This window comes from Pseudomonas sp. CFBP13528, from assembly GCF_005233615.1.
Classification (GTDB): domain Bacteria; phylum Pseudomonadota; class Gammaproteobacteria; order Pseudomonadales; family Pseudomonadaceae; genus Aquipseudomonas; species Aquipseudomonas fluorescens_AM.
On the sequence record NZ_QGAJ01000005.1, the window covers coordinates 144,623 to 162,450 of the forward strand.

The following is a 17,828-nucleotide window of genomic DNA, read 5'->3' on the forward strand; positions in this document are numbered from 1 at the left end:
TAAACGCGCCCTTCCGTCAGTTACCCAGCGCCGTGATTACTGAAGCAGCTTCAGTACAGCCGATGGCAGTTGGTTAGCCTGCGACAGGATCGCAGTGGAAGCCGACTGCAGGGTTTGCTGCTTGGTCAGTTCAGCGGCTTCGGAAGCGAAGTCGACGTCCTGGATGGTGCTACGAGCAGCGGTGGTGTTTTTCTGGATGTTGGACAGGTTGTCTACAGTGCTTGTCAGACGGTTCTGTACAGCGCCCAGGCCCGAACGGGAGCTGGAGATGGTAGCGATAGCCTGGTCGATCACGGAAACGGCGTTCTGAGCCTTGGTGGCGTCGGTCACGTCGGTCTGCGATACGGAGGTCTTGAGCGAGGCAGCGGAAGTCGCGGCACCGAACACGCCAGTCACACCGGCACCTTCCAGGGAGTAGCCCTTGGAAGAGTTCAAGGTCACAGCACCGGTAGCGATAATACCATCGGCCAGGGCAACACCGGCACCGTAAGCGCCTGCGCCATCTTTGGTGGCAACGGTGATGGTGCCGGCAGCGGTCGAAGCGCTGAATGCCAGGTTTTCACCGGTATCGGATTTAACCGACAGTGTGCCTTTGGATTCGTCGTAGTTAACGCTGATACCCAGTTTGGCGGAGTTCGACTTCAGTTGGTCAGCCAGGTTGGAAGTGCTGGTTACGCCAATGAACGTGGTGGCTTGGCCGCCAACGGTCATGGTGAACGAAGCTGGAGCAGCCGCTGCGCCTGCAGCAACAGTGAACTGAGCTTCGGTGCTGGCAGTAGCGCTCAGGCCACCAACGGCGCCATTGAGCTGTGCAGCGATGGCTTTGGCGGAAGCAGCAGCGCCGATGTTGACGGTTTTGGTCTCGCCGTTACCGGTGACAGCAATGTCGCCACCTGCAACACCAGCACCTGGAGCGACGCCCAAGCTTTTGATCTGCTGCGAACCAATGTTGTTGGCTGCAACGTTGTCCAGGCTCAGGTTGATGGTTTCGTTAGCGTTGGCGCCAACCTGGATAGCTTTGGTACCGTACGAACCGTCCAGCAGCTTCTGGCCACCGAAAGTGGTGGTTTGCGAGATACGGGTCAGTTCCGAAGTCAGAGCCTGGTATTCGTCGTTGTTCGACTTACGGTCGTCGGTGCTCAGGGAGCCGGTAGCCGAGGACAGAGCCAGGGTACGCATTTTTTGCAGAATGTCGGTCGAAGCCTGCATTGCGCCTTCAGCGGTCTGCGCGATGGAGATACCATCGTTGGCGTTCTTCACTGCTTGACCCAGGCCATTGATCTGGCTGGTCATACGGTTGGAGATACCCAGGCCGGCTGCGTCGTCTTTAGCGCTGTTGATACGCAGGCCGGAAGACAGGCGCTGCATGGAAGTGGCCAGGGCGCCGCCAGCTTTGTTCAGGTTGCCCTGAGTAGTGATCGAAGCAATGTTGGTGTTTACTGTTAAAGCCATGACGAAATCCTCGATGGATGGATACTGCGGCTTCCGGCCCTGGCAACCGCCGGGTGTGGCCTGAGAACCTACGTAATAGTTATCGTCGTGGTAGCCGGTTGCTTGAGGGTTTTTTTGATTTTTTTTACTAGCCCTGTGCCAGCCCTTGCAATTCAAGCAGTTACCGAGATTAAAACCCCCGGTTTTGTTGGCTTTTCTGGCGCCAAATAAAAAACGCCGATGATCGTTCGATCATCGGCGTTTTTTTACGCACCCCTCAAAGGGTCATGGGCGATACAGAATCGCCGAGCCCCAGGACAGGCCCACACCAAAACCGCTGATGGCCACGCGCTGCCAGGCCGCATTCATCACATGCTTTTCCAGCAGCAACGGAATGCTCGACGACACGGTATTGCCGGTCTCGACCATGTCTTTGATGAACTTGTCCACCGGCGCATCTTCAAAGCGTCGCGCCACGGCGTCAACGATGGCCGCACTGCCCTGGTGAATGCAGAATGCATCGATGTCATCGGCCTTGAGGTCCGACTCATCGAGCAGCTCGTGCAAATGCGCCGGCACCTTGAGCAAGGCGAAGTTGAACACCTGGCGGCCATTCATGAAGAACACGCCGTCGCTGACCTTCAGGTGCGGCGCGCCGGAACCGTCGGTACCGAACTTGGACTTGCCCAGCAACCACGGCGCGTCTTCGCCCATCCAGGTGGCGGTGGCGGCGTCGCCGAACAGCATGGTGGTGTTGCGGTCTTGCGGGTCGACGATTTTCGAATACGGGTCGGCGGTAATGAGCAGGCCATTTTTCAGGCCGGTGGCTTCCATGAAGCCCTTCATTGCGTAGATGCCGTATACGTAACCGGAACAACCCAGGGAAATATCGAAGGCGGCCACGTGGGTTGGCAGGCCCAGTTTGTCCTGGACGATGGCTGCGGTGTGGGGCAGCCCTTCTTCGTCGCCGTTCTGCGTGACGACAATCACCGCGTCGATGGACTCGCGCTTCAAGTCCGGGTTGCTGGCAAACAAAGCGTTGACCGCTTCGACACACAGATCGGAGGTTTCCTGCGCGGCTTCCTTGCGCGGCAGGAAGGCCGACCCGATCTTGCCAATGATGAATTCCTCATCCTTGGCGAATTTGGCACCCTGGGCGTAGTTATCGATACCGTCCGCCGGCACGTAACTGGCGATGCTTTTTATGCCAATCATTGTGGCTTCCCAATACTAAATAGCTGGAGAACACCCCAGGGCCTGCGCCCGAAGTGCTGACAATAAAAGGGGATAACCCCAAAAAATTCGCTGAAAGCCGCCCCGCAAGGACCCCTGTGACGACTTATCCTTTTCACACGATACAGTGAAGATGCGCTTTATGACTCACAGGTCACTCAATTTTGCGCGCTTTATGTAAAACGCCGCAACATTTGTGCGGCCAGAAACGACAACGGCCTCCCCTGTCGCCAGGGGAGGCCGCTTGCCGAGCGCGCCCATTACATGCGGCTGAACAGGCTCAGTTGGGAAATCTTCACAAACGCCAACTGGGAAGCCTGCAGCATGGTCTGTTGCAGGGTCAGGTTGATCGCCGCCTCGCCCATATCGATGTTGGCCAGGTCGCTCATGGTGCTGGTATTGGCGATACCCACGCTGGTGTTCTCGCTGGCCTGGATATCCAGGGCATTGCCCCGCGCACCGATGGAGCCGCGCACGTTGGTGATCTGGGAACTGGAGTTGGCGAGGTTGCCAATGGCAGCGTCCAGCACGTCCTTGAGCTTGATGGTTGCCGCAGGATTGCCGTCAGCCGGCAGCTCCAGCGCTTTGCGCAGTTGGCCGAGGGTATCGAGCGCATTCTGGGTCTTCTGGGTATTGGCCCCCACGGAAAACTGGTCGCCCGGTTGCGGCGGCCCGGCACTGACATCAAATGTCACGCCAGCGGCCGTTACCGTGGTGCCGCCGCCGGTATCGCCCGTGGCGATGGACTTGCTGTCGCTCGAGTAGGGCTGCGCATACACCTCATAGGCGGTCGCACTGGTGAACTTGATCAGTGCGCCGCTATTGGTCGGAAACGTGCTGGTGTAGTCCGCCTGGCTGGATACGCGGGCCCCGGTCAGCTGCGCAGTGGAAGCATTGCTGGGCGTACGCGAGACGCTGAACGTGTCCGGCTTGGCCTCCAGGCTGAAGGAACGGTCCTTGACCAGCGCATCGGCGTTGGCGCCTGGCGTGACGTCCCCCAGGTTGAGGGTTATGTCGAACTTCACCCCGCGCAAGGCCACGCTGGAGCTGCCTTCCTTGGCGGCGTCGAAGGTACCGTTGCCGGCAATCTCCGAGGTCACATCGTTGCCGTTCTTATCGGCGACTTTATATTGCGTGCTGCTGGTAAAGGTCAGTTTGTACGGCTGGCCGTCAGCGAACTTGCCGGCGTAGTCGCTGCTCGACGTCACCAACCCGGCCGACAGCGCCACTTTGTTGTCGTTGACCGTCGGCGGCACTGTCTGCGGCACGGGCGACAGCCACGTGGCCTGGGTACGGCTGGAGTTGGCCGCGCCCTCCAGGATGGTCTTGCCGGTATCGCCTGCGCTGACTCTCAGGGTATTGGAAACCTGCAGGCTCAGCGGCGTTTCGTCGCCCTGATAGCTGTAAGTGCCATCGTTGTTGCGGCTGTAGGGCGGGGTCTGGGTCTTGGACCCGGAAAACAGGTAGTTACCGGAAGAGTCCTTGCTGTTGAGCAAGCCCAGGACTTGATCCTCAATTGCGCCGACTTCACTGGCAATCGAGCGTCGATCGGCATCGCTCACCGAGCCGCCGGCACGCAGGGCCAGTTGCGTGGCACGCTGCAAGGCATCGTCGATCGAGGCCAACACGCTTTCTTCGTTGGTCAGCGAATTCTTCAGGCTGGTGATGTTGCCGTTGAACTGCCCCAGCATGTCTTTCTGCTGTTGCAGCAGCAACAAGCGCGCCGCCGCCACCGGATCATCTGCCGCGGTTTGCACGCGCACGCCGGAACTGGCTTGTTCCTGGGCCTTGACCACGCCGGAGTAATTATCCGAATACTTGGTCGAGCTGGTTTCGAAATATTGAGCAGTGGAAATACGCATCGTCCCAGACTCCCTTAAAGACTATTGATCAGCGTGCTGAAGGTTTCTTGCGCAGCCTTGATGATCTGCGACGACGCGGTGTAGTACTGCTGGAACTTGATCATATCGCCCGCCTCTTCATCCAGGTTGACCTGGGACACCGAGTTGCGCGCATCCTGGTTGGCCTTGAGCAGTGCACCGGTGGCGGTGGTGTCGGTGGCGGCGGAGGCAGCCTTGGCGCCGACGGTCGAGACCAGGCGGCTGTTGGCCGTCACCAGGCTCACGCCGCCGCCACTGCCATCGGACAGGCCGACCGTGGCCTTGGTTTGCAGGTCGAGCATCGCCTGGGCGTTGCGGTTATCCGACTTGCCCGAGGCGTTGAAGGAAAACGTGGTGCTGTCGCCGTCTGCGGGCGAACCGCCGACGGTGGTATCGAACTTGAAGCTCTTGGCCGGCACCAGCAGTGCGCCATTGGCATCGCGCATCGGGACGTCGACGGTGATCTTGTTGCCCTGGCCCGGAACGATAGTGCCGGTGCCGATCGGATTACCCTGGGCGTCATTGAGGGTGTAGCCCTGGGTGCCGTCTGCCGCAGGCTTGCCGAAGACCATCTTCACCGGCATGGAGTGTTCAATGCCGGTACGCAGTTGAGCGGTGTCGGCGCCGCCATGAATATCGATAGGCTGCGTCAGGGACGGCGGCGTAAATGTGCCGGTGCCCTGATTGGTCTTGCTGCTTTCACCCAGCAAGGGCCCCGCGAATGCAATTTTATTGGCGTCCGTCAGTCCGGTGCCGATACCACTGGCACCGTTGGCGGTGGGGCTGACCTTGAAGCTGTCACCGGCTGCCATCGGGCCCTTGCCATCCAGGGCCAACGTGAAACCTTCGATGACCGGCGGCGGCGCGGTGTTGGTGTCGAACGCGCCCATGGCCTTGCCGTCGGAACGCACGACGGTGTAGTTGTTGGCGCTGGTAAAGGTCACTTTGTAGTCGTAGGTCGACAGCTTGCTGGTGTCGCTGATGCTCACGTTCAAGTTGCCGGAGCCGCTGCTGTTGCCCATCGCGCCCTGACTGCGCTGGGCGATGGCGGCCGCGCTGTTGATGTCCTTGAACAGCGACGAACCAAAGTCGCCGTTCAGGTCCAGGCCCTGGCCCAGCTGGCTGTTGACGGTATCGGCGGTGGCCAGGGCGATTCGCCCCAGGTCATTGATGGCCGGCATCAGTGCGTCACTGCGATAGCGCAGCAGGCCGCCGATGCTGCCGCCGCTGAGCACATTGCCCAGGTCGATCGCCGTGCCGCCACCAGCATTGAGTTGAATGGTGTACTGGCTCGGATCGCTGTTGCTCGGGACCGCCGAAATCGTATTGGACTGATCGCCCAGTACCAGAGATTGGCCGGTGCCGGTGCTGACGCTGAACACGCCGTTTTTTTCACTGGTGGTCACGCCCACCAGTTCATTGAGCGAACGCACCGCTTCGTTGCGTGCATCCAGCAGATTGGCCGGGGCGCTGCTGGCGGAGCCCTGGGCCAGGGTGATCTGCTTGTTGAGCGACGCAATCGACGAGGTCAACTGGTTGACTTGATCACTCATGGTGCCGAGCTGGCCATTGATCGACTGTTTTTGCTCGTTCAACTGGCCGGAGATCGAATTGAAACGGTTGCTCAGGGTCTGGGCACTGGTCAGCAGCACTTGCCGGGCGGACACATCGCTGGGGTTGGCCGCCGCAGTCTGCACAGCGGCGAAAAAACCGCTGAGTACCGAGGACATGCCGGTGGTCTTGTCCGACAGGGTCTTATCGATGGCGCTGGCCTGGCTGGCATACGCCTTGGCGTCGTTGCTCAGCGCGGTGCTGTTCTGGTAGGCCGCATCGAGGAATTCGTTATACACCCGGCGCACATCCGCCAGGGTCGTGCCGCTGCCGATATACACACCGCCGTAGGGGTTGTTGGCATTGGCATTCTGCGTGGTCTGCTGACGCGAATAACCCGAGGTGTTGGCGTTGGCAATGTTATTACTCAAGACCGACAGCGATCCTTGAGCGGCATTGAGCCCTGACATCCCGATACTGAGCAAACTCATGGTTCAGACCTTATAAATGTGTGGTTGCGCCAGCGGCAGCGTAATTCTGGTAACTGTTCATGTTTTTGGCGATCTGCGAAATCTTGCTGGCGTAGGCCGGGTCGGTTGCATAACCGGCTTTTTGCAACTCGCGTACAAACTGTTCCGGGTTATCGGCTGATTTCACAACTTCTTTATAGCGATCATTGCTTTGCAGCAGCGTCACGAGGTCATGGAAGCTGTCCTGGTAGGAGCTGTAGGAGCGGAACTGCGCCGTCTCCTTGACCATCGCGCCGTCACGAAACTCGCTGGTGATCGCCCGCGCCTGGCCGCCCTGCCAGCTCTGGCCGGCCTTGATGCCGAACAGGTTGTGGCTGCTGCTGCCGTCTTCGGCACGCATCACCGATTTACCCCAACCGGTTTCCAGGGCGGCCTGAGCCACCAGGTACTTCGGATCGATACCGATACGCGCGGCGGCGGCCTTGGCCATCGGCAACATGGTGGCGACGAACTCATCCTGCGAGCTGAAGGCCTTCTTCGCCGGTGCCAGCGGTGGCTGGGCAATGGCGCGACCGTAGACCTGCATCTTCGCGCTCGGCACAGCAACGCTGCGCGCACCGCTATTGATCACATTGTCATCGGCGGCGCTGTTGCGCAGCGGCGCGACCTTGGCCTCGACCTGGGTACTCGGCACGATCCCCGCGAGCAGGCGGTCGGTCAGTTTGCTTGGCAAGGCAATACGGCGCTGGTTCATCAGCTCCATGTCGTTGCTGTGGGACGCAGCGGCACCGGCCTGTGGCTCGGCGACGCGGTAGGCCCACAACGGACGCTGGCCATTGGAGCGCCCCAACGGTCCCTCGGCCTGGGTGCCGGCGGCGATTTCAGTCGGCACATCGACCTTCTTCACCGTCTCGGCCGTGGCGGGGCCCTGCAAGGTGGCGGCCTGGGCGTCCACCGGTTTGTTCTTCTGCATCTGGCGCATCAGCACGTCGGCCAGGCCGATCCCCCCGCCTTCGCGGGACATCGACACCGCCAATTGCTGGTCATACATTTCCTGGTACTGCTTGGCCGCCGGGGTGTTCATCGGGTTGTCCTTGCCCAGGGCCTCGGTGGCCGAACGCATGGATTTGAGCATTTCGCTCAAGAACAACGACTCGAACTCCTGCGCAACCTTGCGCATGTTGCCTTCGCTGTTCTTGTCGTCGCCGACCTTGAGCTGGTTAAGCCGGTTCAGGTCGGAGTAAGACCCCGAGTCCGCCGTGCTGGTAAGACCGCTCTTGCGCATATCCATGACCATGGCCTCAGATCACGATCAGGTCGGCTTGCAGGGCGCCGGCCTGTTTCAGGGCTTCGAGGATCGCCATCAAGTCGCCGGGGGCCGCGCCCACCTGGTTCACCGCGCGGACAATCTCGTCCAGGGTGGTACCGGGGCCGAACTTGAACATCGGCTTGGCTTCCTGCTGGGCATTGACCCGCGAACGCGGGACCACGGCAGTCTGGCCGTTGGACAGTGGCCCGGGCTGGCTGACGATCGGGTCTTCGGTGATGGTCACGGTCAGGCTGCCGTGGGTCACCGCCGCCGGCGAGACCTTGACGTTCTGGCCGATCACGATGGTGCCGGTGCGCGAGTTGATGATGACTTTGGCCACCGCCTGGCCGGGGTCCACCTCAAGGTTTTCCAGGATCGACAGGTAGTCCACACGCTGGCTTGGGTCCAGAGGTGCAGTCACGCGCACCGAGCCGCCATCGATGGCCTGGGCCACGCCTGGGCCGAGCATGTCGTTGATCTTGTCGACCACGCGCTTGGCGGTGGTGAAGTCGGAACGGTTGAGGTTCAGGGTCAGGCTGTTGCCCTGGTTGAACCCGCTCGGCACGGTGCGTTCAACCGTGGCGCCACCCGGAATGCGCCCGGCCGACGGCACGTTGACGGTGATCTTCGATCCGTCGCGGCCTTCGGCGTCGAACCCGCCCACCACCAGGTTGCCCTGGGCGATGGCATAGACGTTGCCGTCGATACCTTTGAGCGGCGTCATCAGCAAGGTACCGCCACGCAGGCTTTTCGAGTTACCGATGGACGAAACGGTGATGTCCACCACCTGCCCCGGCTTGGAAAACGCCGGCAAGTCGGCACTGATCGACACCGCCGCGACGTTTTTCAGTTGCACGTTGCCCGAACCCGCCGGCACTTTGATGCCGAACTGCGACAGCATGTTGTTGAAGGTTTGCAGGGTGAACGGGGTCTGGGTGGTCTGGTCACCCGTGCCACTGAGGCCGACCACCAACCCGTAGCCGATCAACTGGTTGGAGCGCACGCCGGAAATGCTGGCGATGTCTTTCAGGCGTTCGGCCTGGGAGACGGCGCTCAGGGACAGCAACACTACCGCCGCCATCAGTTGCTTGACGTTCAAAATGGCCACCTAGAAAGGGAACAGCGGGCTGAGGAAGAAACGGTCGAACCAGCCCGGCTGGCTTGCATCGGCAAACGAACCCGTACCCGAGTAGGTGATGCGCGCATCGGCAATCCGCGTCGACGGCACGGTGTTGTCGGTGGCAATGTCATCGGCGCGCACCATGCCCGCAATGCGCACCAGCTCGTCGCCGGTATTGAGGGTCATCCACTTTTCACCGCGTACAGCAATGATGCCGTTGGGCAATACGTCAGCCACGGTCACGGTGATCGAACCGGTCAGCGTGTTGCCCTGGGCCGCCGCACTTTTGCCGTTGGTGGCACGGTCGCCGCTGTAACCGGCGTCAAGGCTCAGGTCACCACTGCCCAGCGGGTTGTTGGTGTTGGGTACGCCACCGAACAACGACGTCAGGCCCAGGCTGGCTTTGCTGGTCTTGCCGATCTGCGAGTTGGCGTTCTTGCTGGCCTGGGTGCGCTCGTTCAGGGTGATGGTAATGATGTCCCCGACCCGGAACGCCTTGCGGTCGCTGTACAGGTTCTGCTCGAAACCGGCCTGGTAGATCGAGCCATTGTTGGCCGCCGCCGGCAACGGCGTGCGCGGCAACACCGGCGCATAGTACGGGTCATTGGGTTTCGGCGACGGGGCGACACAGCCCGTAAGTACGGCGATCCCACTCAATGCCAGAACAGAAACAAAGCGATTCATGACCCTAACCTCACGGTGTTGCAGGCGCTTTCGAAGGCGCCCCATAGACTGATTACAGATTCTGCGTAACGAACGAGAGCATCTGGTCGGCGGTGGAGATCACCTTGGAGTTCATCTCGTAGGCGCGCTGGGTGGTGATCATGTTGACCATCTCCTCGACCGTGCTGACGTTGGACGTTTCCAGGGTGCTCTGCAGCGTGGTGCCGAAACCGTTCAGGCCTGGGGTGCCGATTTGCGGCGCGCCGCTGGAGGCGGTTTCGAGGAACAGGTTGTTGCCCATGGCCTGCAGGCCGGCCGGGTTGATGAAGTCGGCGGTTTGCAGGTTGCCGATCACTTGCGACGCCGGGTTACCGGCCACGGTGATGGACACGGTGCCGTCGTTGCCGACGGTAAAGGTCTTGGCGTCTGCCGGAACCACGACGGCAGGTTCCAGGGCGAAACCGTTGGCGGTCACGATCTGGCCGTTGGAGTCCAGGTGGAAGGTGCCGTCACGGGTGTAGGACGTGGTCCCATCCGGTTGCAGGATCTGGAAGAAGCCACGGCCGTTGATTGCCATGTCCAGCGGCTGACCGGTCTGTTGCAGGTTACCGGCGCTGAAGTTTTTCTGGGTGCCGACGATCTGCACACCGGTACCCAGTTGCAGACCCGACGGCAATTCGCTGTCCTGGGTCGACTGGGCGCCTGGCTGGCGCTTGATCTGGTAGAGCAAGTCCTGGAACTCGGCGCGATCACGTTTGAAACCCGTGGTCGACACGTTCGCCAGGTTGTTGGAAATGGTCGTCAGGTTGGTGTCCTGGGCGGACAGGCCTGTCTTGGCAACCCATAGAGCCGGAAGCATGCTGTTCTCCTCTGTGCGCCTGTTTGTTGGCGCCGTGCTGCACTGTTTATTTAAACGCCCGCTAAGGCTATTAGCTCATCTGCATGACGCGGGTCATGGCCTGGTCGTCTTCTTTGGCGCTGTTCATCATCTTGACGTGCAGCTCGAACTGCTTGGAAAGCGCCAATACCGCGGTCATTTCCTCAACGGCATTGACGTTGCTCGCCTGCAGGAAGCCCGAGGTCAGCTTGACGTTCGCGTCGGCCTGGGCCGGCTGGCCATCCTTGGTGTGAATGGTGCCGTCCAGGCCTTTGGTCATGTTCTTGAGGTCGGGCTGGACCATCTTGATGCGGTCCACTTCCGCCATCACCCGCGGTCCTTCGCCCATGGCGCGGATGCTGATGGTGCCGTCCGAACCCACTTCGATTTTCTGCTGGGGCGGTACGGCAATCGGGCCGCCATTACCCATGATCGGCATACCGTTGCCGGCCCGCAGTACGCCCAGTGCGTCCACGTTCATGCTGGCGCTGCGCACGTAGGCTTCGCCGCCATCCGGGGTTTGCACGGCCATCCAGCCGTCGCCGCTGACGGCCACGTCCAGGTCACGCCCGGTTTCAATCATCGCGCCGGGGGTGAAGTCGGTAGCCGGCCGCTCGGTCAGGGCAAAGGCCCGCGCCGGAAAGCTGTCACCGAACACCGGCATCGACCGCGCCTGCTCCAGGTCGCGCTGGAAACCATTGGTGGAAATGTTCGCCAGATTGTTGGCATGGGCCTTCTGCGCCAGAGCATTCTGGCTGGCGCCGGTCATTGCCACATAAAGGTACTTGTCCACGCTCTATCCTCTTTCTGACGGACGCTTGCCGCCCACCGTTGTACTGAGGAGGCTTAAGCAATTTGCGAACCAACTTTTTAAAAATGGCTGAAGTGCAGGCGGGGCGGGGGTTTTCGGGTGAGCAGCAAGATTTCGAGCATGGGCGAGAGTCGAAAAAACGGCGGACTACTGCCGCTCACGGCAAGCCTCGGTCTTGTAGGCGACGCAAATCAAATGTGGGAGGGGGCTTGCTCCCGATAGCGGTGGGTCAGTCGATCAATCTGTGGCTGACACACCGCTATCGGGAGCAAGCCCCCTCCCACATTTTCACCGCAGTGTGTCAGCGGATTATTTCCCGGCCTTGAGGATTTCGTAATCACGCAGTTTGTTGGCGATAGTGGTGTGGGATACGTCCAGGCGCTTGCCCAATTGCCGACTGCTCGGATGCTCGGCATAGAGACTTTCCAGAACGGCCTTCTCGAACCGACCGACAATCTCCTCCAGCCCGCCTTCCAGCGAGAAATCGCCAAGCGGCTGGCGCACGCCATAATCGGGCAAGCGAATATGCTCAACCTTCACCGTCCCGCCCTCGCACAGTGAAACCGCCTGGAACAGCACGTTCTCCAACTGCCGCACATTGCCCGGCCAGTGGTAGTGGCTGAGCTTGTCCATTGCGGCAGGCGCCAGTTTGGGCAGTGGGCAACCAATCTGTCGGCTGGCTTGATCGAGAAAATGCTCGACCAGGGGCGCCAGCCCATCAAGGCATTCGCGCAACGGCGGGATATGCAGCGACAGTACATTGAGGCGGTGATAGAGGTCCTGACGAAATTCGCCGCGCGCGCACAGTTCGGACAAATCGACCTGGGTCGCACAGATCACCCGCACATCGAGATACACCTCTTCGTCGCTGCCGACACGACGAAAGCAACCGTCCTGCAAAAAGCGCAACAGCTTCACCTGCAGGCGTGCGCTCATTTCCCCTACGCCGTCGAGAAACAACGTACCGCCCGCCGTCAGCTCCAACAGCCCCAGCTTGCCTTCGGCGCGGGCCCCTTCGAATGCGCCGGGGCCGTAGCCGAACAGCTCGGTCTCGGCCATCGACTCAGGCAGACCGGCGCAGTTGAGCGCCATCAAAGGCGATTGCCCACGCGGGCTGGCGAGGTGACAGGCCCGCGCCAGCAACTCTTTGCCGGTGCCGGTTTCGCCTTCTATTAATAGAGGCGCATCCAACGGCGCCATGCGCCGCGCCTCACGCACCACCGCCGCCATGACTTTGGAGCTTTGAAAAATGCTGTCGAAGCCGCGCAGTTCCTGCTTGCGTACATTGTAGATGCGCTCACCTACGCGGTCGGCGCGGTGCAGGGTCAACACCGCGCCGGCCATGGCTTCGCTGTCGTCGTGTTCGGACGACTGCAGCGGCGCGATATCGGCCAGGAACACATCGCCCTTGACCTTGACCCGCAGGCCGTTGATCCGCGATTTGCTCGCGCGCACCAGCTCCGGCAAGTCGAAGTCTTCGGCGTAGCGCGACAGCGGAATGCCCGGCACTTCGTCCACGCGCACACCCAGCAACTGCGCCGCCGCACGGTTAGCGGCGACGATCGAGCCACCCATGTCGATGGACAGCACCGGAAACTCAAGGGCACCCAGCAGCGCATTGAGCTCCATGTGCCGACGCTCGCTGGGCATCAGCCCTACCCTTTTCACGCCGAACACCCCAGCTATCGCCTCGAACTGCGGGCGCAACGCCTGGAACTGCATGTTCACCAGGTTCGGGCAGAACAGGTAGATGGCGTTGCCATGCTCGCCGCCGACCTCGCCCTTGGCGACGTTCACGCCGTACTCCACCAGCAGGTTGAGGATGTCCCGCAGGATGCCGATGCGGTTCTGGCAATGCACTTTGATACGCATGAAAAGGTCCGAAAGTGGGTAAGGCGCCGCGTCTATTTGCCGCTTGGCGCAGAAAGTCGTCAAGATTATGTGACAGTAGACGGGCTTTTCCCAGCCCATGGTCGCGACCAGTCCTGCATACGTAACGAATAGTTTACGAAATACAGTAACCTTTCCTACGCAAAGGCTTTTGAACCGGGTGGAAACCCGCCGCGCCCGGGTTATCAATAGAGACACAGCAGGACATAACAAGAACGAATGCCTAGCAGGAGAGCCGTATGAAGCAGACGCACTACGTGGCCCGCGAGCCCGATGCGCAAGGTTTTATCCACTACCCGCCGGAAGAACACGCGGTGTGGAATACCCTGATCACGCGCCAGTTGAAGGTGATCGAGGGCCGTGCCTGCCAGGAATACCTGGACGGCATCGACAAGCTCGGCCTGCCCCTGGATCGCATCCCGCAACTGGGCGAGATCAACCAAGTACTGGCCGAGACTACCGGCTGGCAAGTCGCTCGCGTGCCGGCGCTGATCCCCTTCCAGACCTTCTTCGAATTGCTCGCCAGCAAGCAGTTTCCGGTGGCGACCTTTATTCGTACCCGCGAAGAACTGGACTACCTGCAAGAGCCGGATATTTTCCACGAGATCTTTGGTCACTGCCCGCTGCTGACCAACCCCTGGTTCGCCGAATTCACCCACACCTACGGCAAGCTCGGCCTGGCGGCCACCAAGGAGCAACGGGTGTACCTGGCGCGTCTGTACTGGATGACCATCGAGTTTGGCCTGGTGGATACCCCTGAAGGCCGGCGCATCTACGGTGGCGGCATTCTGTCTTCGCCTAAAGAAAGTGTGTATTGCCTGTCGGACGAGCCCGAACATCAGGCGTTCGATCCGCTGGAAGCCATGCGCACGCCGTATCGCATCGACATTCTGCAGCCGCTGTACTTCGTATTGCCCGAGCTCAAGCGCCTGTTCGACGTGGCGCAGGAAGACATCATGGGCATGGTCGAGCGTGGTATGGAGTTGGGCCTGCACGCGCCAAAGTTTCCACCCAAACCAAAAGCCGCTTGAACCTTACGTTATAAGGCCAGGTGAGTCTGTTCCCTGGCCCCGCGTTGCTTTAGGGTAACGCCACTGACCTTCAAACATTCGAATTCAGGACACCGCCCATGACCACCTTGAACCAAGCCCACTGCGAAGCCTGCCGCGCCGACGCCCCGCAAGTCAGCGATGAAGAACTGCCGGAGCTGATCAAACAGATCCCGGACTGGAACATCGAAGTGCGCGATGGCGTGATGCAATTGGAAAAGGTTTTCCTGTTCAAGAACTTCAAGTTCGCCCTGGCCTTCACCAACGCCATGGGTGAAATCTCCGAAGCCGAAGGCCATCACCCTGGCCTGCTCACCGAATGGGGCAAAGTCACCGTGACCTGGTGGAGCCACTCCATCAAGGGCCTGCACCGTAACGACTTCATCATGGCCGCGCGTACCGATGAAGTGGCCAAGCGCGCCGAGGGCCTCAAGTAATGCACTTCGATGCGATTGGCCGCGTGCCCGGCGACCCGATTCTCGGGCTGATGGACCTGTACGCCCAGGATACCAACCCGGACAAGTTCGACCTGGGCGTGGGCGTCTACAAGGACGACCAGGGCCTGACGCCGATCCCGGACTCGGTAAAACGTGCCGAGCAGCGCCTGGTCGATACCCAGGCCACCAAGACTTACATCGGCGGGCACGGCGATGCCGTCTTCGGCGCACTGATCAGCGAACTGGTGCTGGGCGCCGGTTCGGCGTTGATCGCCGAACGCCGTGCCGGCGCCACCCAGACGCCGGGGGGTACCGGCGCCCTGCGCCTGAGCGCCGACTTTATCGCCCACAGCCTGCCTGGCCGTGGTGTGTGGCTGAGCAATCCGACCTGGCCGATCCACGAAACCATTTTCGCCAAGGCCGGGCTCAAGGTCAGTCATTACCCGTACGTAAGCAGCGACAATCGCCTGGATGTGGCGGCGATGCTCGCCACCCTGTCCAACGTGCCCAAGGGTGATGTGGTGCTGCTGCATGCCTGCTGCCACAACCCGACCGGGTTCGACCTGTCCCGGGATGACTGGCGCCAGGTGTTGCAGATTGTGCGCGAGCGCCAATTGCTGCCGTTGATCGACTTCGCCTACCAGGGCTTTGGCGACGGCCTGGAGCAGGACGCCTGGGCGGTGCGCCTGTTTGCCGCTGAACTGCCGGAAGTATTGATCACCAGCTCGTGCTCGAAGAACTTCGGTTTGTATCGCGACCGCGTTGGCGCATTGATCGTGTGTGCAGCAGATGCCGAGAAGCTCATGGATGTGCGCAGCCAGCTCGCCAATACGGCGCGCAACCTGTGGTCGACGCCGCCGGACCATGGTGCCGCCGTGGTTGCGACCATCCTTGGCGATGCCGAGCTCAAACAGCAGTGGAGCGACGAAGTCGAAGCCATGCGTTCACGCATTGCGCAACTGCGCGCCGGGCTGGTGGAAGCACTGGCGCCCCACGGCCTGGCCGAGCGGTTTGCCCATATCGGCACACAGCGTGGGATGTTTTCCTATACCGGTCTGAGTGCCGAGCAGGTCAGGCAACTGCGGGAGAAGCACAGTGTGTACATGGTCAGTTCGGGCCGGGCCAATGTGGCCGGGGTTGATGCGACACGGCTGACGCTACTGGCCCAAGCCATCGCCGACGTTTCCAACTGAAGACACCGGGATTAAAAAATGTGGGAGGGGGCTTGCCCCCGATAGCAGTGGATCAGCCAGCTTATATTTAGCTGACCCACCGCCATCGGGGGCAAGCCCCCTCCCACATTTGGCCCAGTCAAGACTTCAGGTTGTGACCATCTCAGCCTTAAGCAGCGCCTCTTTGGCTTGCGCATCCGCCAATCGATACAACTCGATATGCCCATCCCAGTGCTCGATCAACGCCGTGCACGATTCCACCCAGTCCCCGCAGTTCAGGTAATCCACCTCGCCCACCTTGCGGATCTCGGCATGATGGATATGCCCGCACACCACCCCATGCAACTCACGCTTGGTCACCTCGTGGGCGATGGCCTCTTCGAAATCGCTGATAAAACTCACGGCGGTTTTTACCTTGTGCTTCAAGTACGCCGACAGCGACCAATAACCGTAGCCATAGCGCGCTCGCCAGTGATTGAGCCAGCGGTTCAGCGTCAGGGTAAATTCGTAGGCCGAGTCACCCAGGAAGGCAAGCCAGCGGTGGTAACGGGTGATCACGTCGAACTGATCGCCATGAATCACCAGCAGATGACGACCATCTGCCGTGACATGCACCGCCTCGTCCACCAGTTGGATATTGCCCAGGATCAGCTTGGAATAGCGCCGTAGAAATTCGTCATGGTTACCGGTGACATAAATCACCTCGGTGCCGCGCTTGGCCATGGTCAGCAGGCGACGGATCACGTTGGTGTGGGCCTGGGGCCAATACATGCCGCCACGCATTTTCCAACCATCGATAATGTCACCCACCAGGTACACCTTGTCGGCGTGATAGCCCTTGAGGAACTGCGATAGATGCTCAGCCTGGCAGTCCCGGGTGCCCAGATGCACGTCGGAAATCCACAGGGTTCGCACCCGTTGCTTGCGGCTGGGCTTGGCGAATTCGGCACGGGTCATGGGTGTCCCTCGACGCTGTTTTCGCGAGCTTGCGCCCTGGTGGTTAATAGCCCATGACAACTGCGCGTCAGTCTGATGACAACGCTTGGCCGCCCCTAAGCGATGTAGACTGGGGACTTGCCGCCCAGGAGAGCGCAATGAGCCCCAGTCTTACGCTTCGCCAGTACACCGATGCCCCCATCGCCCACAGCCATGACCATGCACAATTGGTGTTTGGCCTGTCCGGGCGCCTGGATTTCGAAGTGGATGGCTGTGCTGATCAGGTGCAGGAAAGCAGCGTGATGATCCTGCCGTTTGCCGCTCACCACGCCTGCGGCAGCCGCGACGGTAGCCGCTGCCTGGTGCTGGATGTGCCAACCGAGCATTGGCTGCTGCAGACACTGGGTGACCACGCCGATGCCAGTCGCCGCCTGCTCGACCGGCCGGCCCGGCTGGCGCTGGATTCGCGCCAGCACCAGTTGGTGCAATGGCTGGCCGGCAGCCCGATACAGGATCCATTGATCGCCCGGCAAGGCGCGCTGCTGCTGCTCGCCAGCCTCAATCATCCGCAGGCGATGCCACCGCCGGGGCGGCGCCTGCCTTATGCCGCGTTCAACGCGCATATCGAACGCCACGCCGCTCACCCGCTGCATGTCGCGGACCTGGCACGGATTGCCTGCCTGTCAGTGGCGCGCCTGCACGCGCGCTTCATGCTTGAATGCGGGCAGACCCCCATGGATTACGTGCGCCACCAGCGCCTGCAAATGGCATTGACGCTGCTGCGCGAGACGCCGCTGCCCGTGGGTGAGATCGCCGCACGCGTGGGCTACCGCTCGCAAAGTGCCTTCGCTGCCGCCATGTTGCGCGAGTTTGGCGCCTCGCCGGGCACAATGCGGCGAACGTCATAGGAAGAGTTTCGCGCTAAAAATCGCGAGCCGCACGACAGACATCCCTTTCACCCAACCTCTAGACTGGTGGTCACTTTCGTTGGTAGGCATC

The 17,828-nt window shown here is 60.9% G+C and carries 15 protein-coding genes; 4 read left to right on the forward strand and 11 right to left on the reverse strand.

Annotation, left to right across the window (positions count from 1 at the left end):
* Positions 1-36: 36 nt before the first annotated feature.
* The 10 genes from PspCFBP13528_RS12540 to PspCFBP13528_RS12585 all read right to left on the reverse strand — a co-directional run bounded on the left by PspCFBP13528_RS12540 (position 37) and on the right by PspCFBP13528_RS12585 (position 13,217).
* Positions 37-1,452, reverse strand: coding sequence for a flagellin (locus PspCFBP13528_RS12540; RefSeq protein WP_065949686.1), 1,416 nt, complete (start codon positions 1,450-1,452; stop codon positions 37-39).
* Positions 1,453-1,716: 264 nt separating this feature from the next.
* Entirely contained in the window at positions 1,717-2,646 is a 930-nt protein-coding gene (locus PspCFBP13528_RS12545; protein ID WP_101218490.1) for a ketoacyl-ACP synthase III, read from the reverse strand.
* A gap of 278 nt (positions 2,647-2,924) precedes the next feature.
* Positions 2,925-4,526, reverse strand: coding sequence for a flagellar hook-associated protein 3 (locus tag PspCFBP13528_RS12550; RefSeq protein WP_137200327.1), 1,602 nt, complete (start codon positions 4,524-4,526; stop codon positions 2,925-2,927).
* A 14-nt stretch (positions 4,527-4,540) separates the two neighbouring features.
* Entirely contained in the window at positions 4,541-6,586 is a 2,046-nt protein-coding gene (gene flgK / locus PspCFBP13528_RS12555; protein ID WP_137200328.1) for a flagellar hook-associated protein FlgK, read from the reverse strand.
* Positions 6,587-6,596: 10 nt separating this feature from the next.
* Complete coding sequence (gene flgJ / locus PspCFBP13528_RS12560; protein WP_065949690.1) at positions 6,597-7,862, reverse strand: flagellar assembly peptidoglycan hydrolase FlgJ; 1,266 nt, start codon at positions 7,860-7,862, stop codon at positions 6,597-6,599.
* Between the two features lie 4 nt (positions 7,863-7,866).
* Positions 7,867-8,955 carry a flagellar basal body P-ring protein FlgI gene (locus PspCFBP13528_RS12565; protein ID WP_065949876.1) on the reverse strand — a complete coding sequence of 363 codons (1,089 nt, stop codon included), beginning with the start codon at positions 8,953-8,955 and terminating at the stop codon, positions 7,867-7,869.
* Between the two features lie 27 nt (positions 8,956-8,982).
* Positions 8,983-9,678: a flagellar basal body L-ring protein FlgH gene (gene flgH / locus PspCFBP13528_RS12570; protein WP_065949691.1), complete on the reverse strand. Its 696-nt coding sequence runs from the start codon at positions 9,676-9,678 to the stop codon at positions 8,983-8,985.
* Positions 9,679-9,730: 52 nt separating this feature from the next.
* Positions 9,731-10,516, reverse strand: coding sequence for a flagellar basal-body rod protein FlgG (gene flgG, locus PspCFBP13528_RS12575; protein WP_057721328.1), 786 nt, complete (start codon positions 10,514-10,516; stop codon positions 9,731-9,733).
* Between the two features lie 70 nt (positions 10,517-10,586).
* Entirely contained in the window at positions 10,587-11,327 is a 741-nt protein-coding gene (locus PspCFBP13528_RS12580) for a flagellar basal body rod protein FlgF (protein WP_065949692.1), read from the reverse strand.
* Between the two features lie 327 nt (positions 11,328-11,654).
* Complete coding sequence (locus PspCFBP13528_RS12585) at positions 11,655-13,217, reverse strand: sigma-54-dependent transcriptional regulator (protein ID WP_065949693.1); 1,563 nt, start codon at positions 13,215-13,217, stop codon at positions 11,655-11,657.
* A 257-nt stretch (positions 13,218-13,474) separates the two neighbouring features.
* Between PspCFBP13528_RS12585 and phhA the strand changes: the two genes are divergently transcribed.
* From phhA to PspCFBP13528_RS12600, 3 genes are all read left to right on the forward strand, one after another.
* Positions 13,475-14,266, forward strand: a complete 792-nt coding sequence (gene phhA / locus PspCFBP13528_RS12590) for a phenylalanine 4-monooxygenase (protein ID WP_065949694.1) — start codon at positions 13,475-13,477, stop codon at positions 14,264-14,266.
* 98 nt (positions 14,267-14,364) lie between these two features.
* The gene (locus PspCFBP13528_RS12595) at positions 14,365-14,721 is read left to right on the forward strand and encodes a 4a-hydroxytetrahydrobiopterin dehydratase (RefSeq protein ID WP_137200329.1); all 357 of its coding nucleotides are present in this window, start codon (positions 14,365-14,367) and stop codon (positions 14,719-14,721) included.
* Positions 14,721-15,914: an amino acid aminotransferase gene (locus PspCFBP13528_RS12600; RefSeq protein ID WP_137200330.1), complete on the forward strand. Its 1,194-nt coding sequence runs from the start codon at positions 14,721-14,723 to the stop codon at positions 15,912-15,914. The genes PspCFBP13528_RS12595 and PspCFBP13528_RS12600 overlap by 1 nt, the downstream gene beginning before the upstream one ends.
* A 126-nt stretch (positions 15,915-16,040) precedes the next feature.
* On the opposite strand, the gene PspCFBP13528_RS12605 is transcribed toward PspCFBP13528_RS12600, so the two are convergent.
* The gene (locus PspCFBP13528_RS12605; RefSeq protein ID WP_065884526.1) at positions 16,041-16,850 is read right to left on the reverse strand and encodes a UDP-2,3-diacylglucosamine diphosphatase; all 810 of its coding nucleotides are present in this window, start codon (positions 16,848-16,850) and stop codon (positions 16,041-16,043) included.
* A 137-nt stretch (positions 16,851-16,987) separates the two neighbouring features.
* Here PspCFBP13528_RS12605 and PspCFBP13528_RS12610 point away from each other — a divergent pair, with 137 nt between their 5' ends.
* Positions 16,988-17,737 (forward strand): AraC family transcriptional regulator, encoded by a 750-nt coding sequence (locus PspCFBP13528_RS12610; RefSeq protein ID WP_065893776.1) that lies wholly within the window; start codon positions 16,988-16,990, stop codon positions 17,735-17,737.
* Positions 17,738-17,828: the final 91 nt, after the last annotated feature.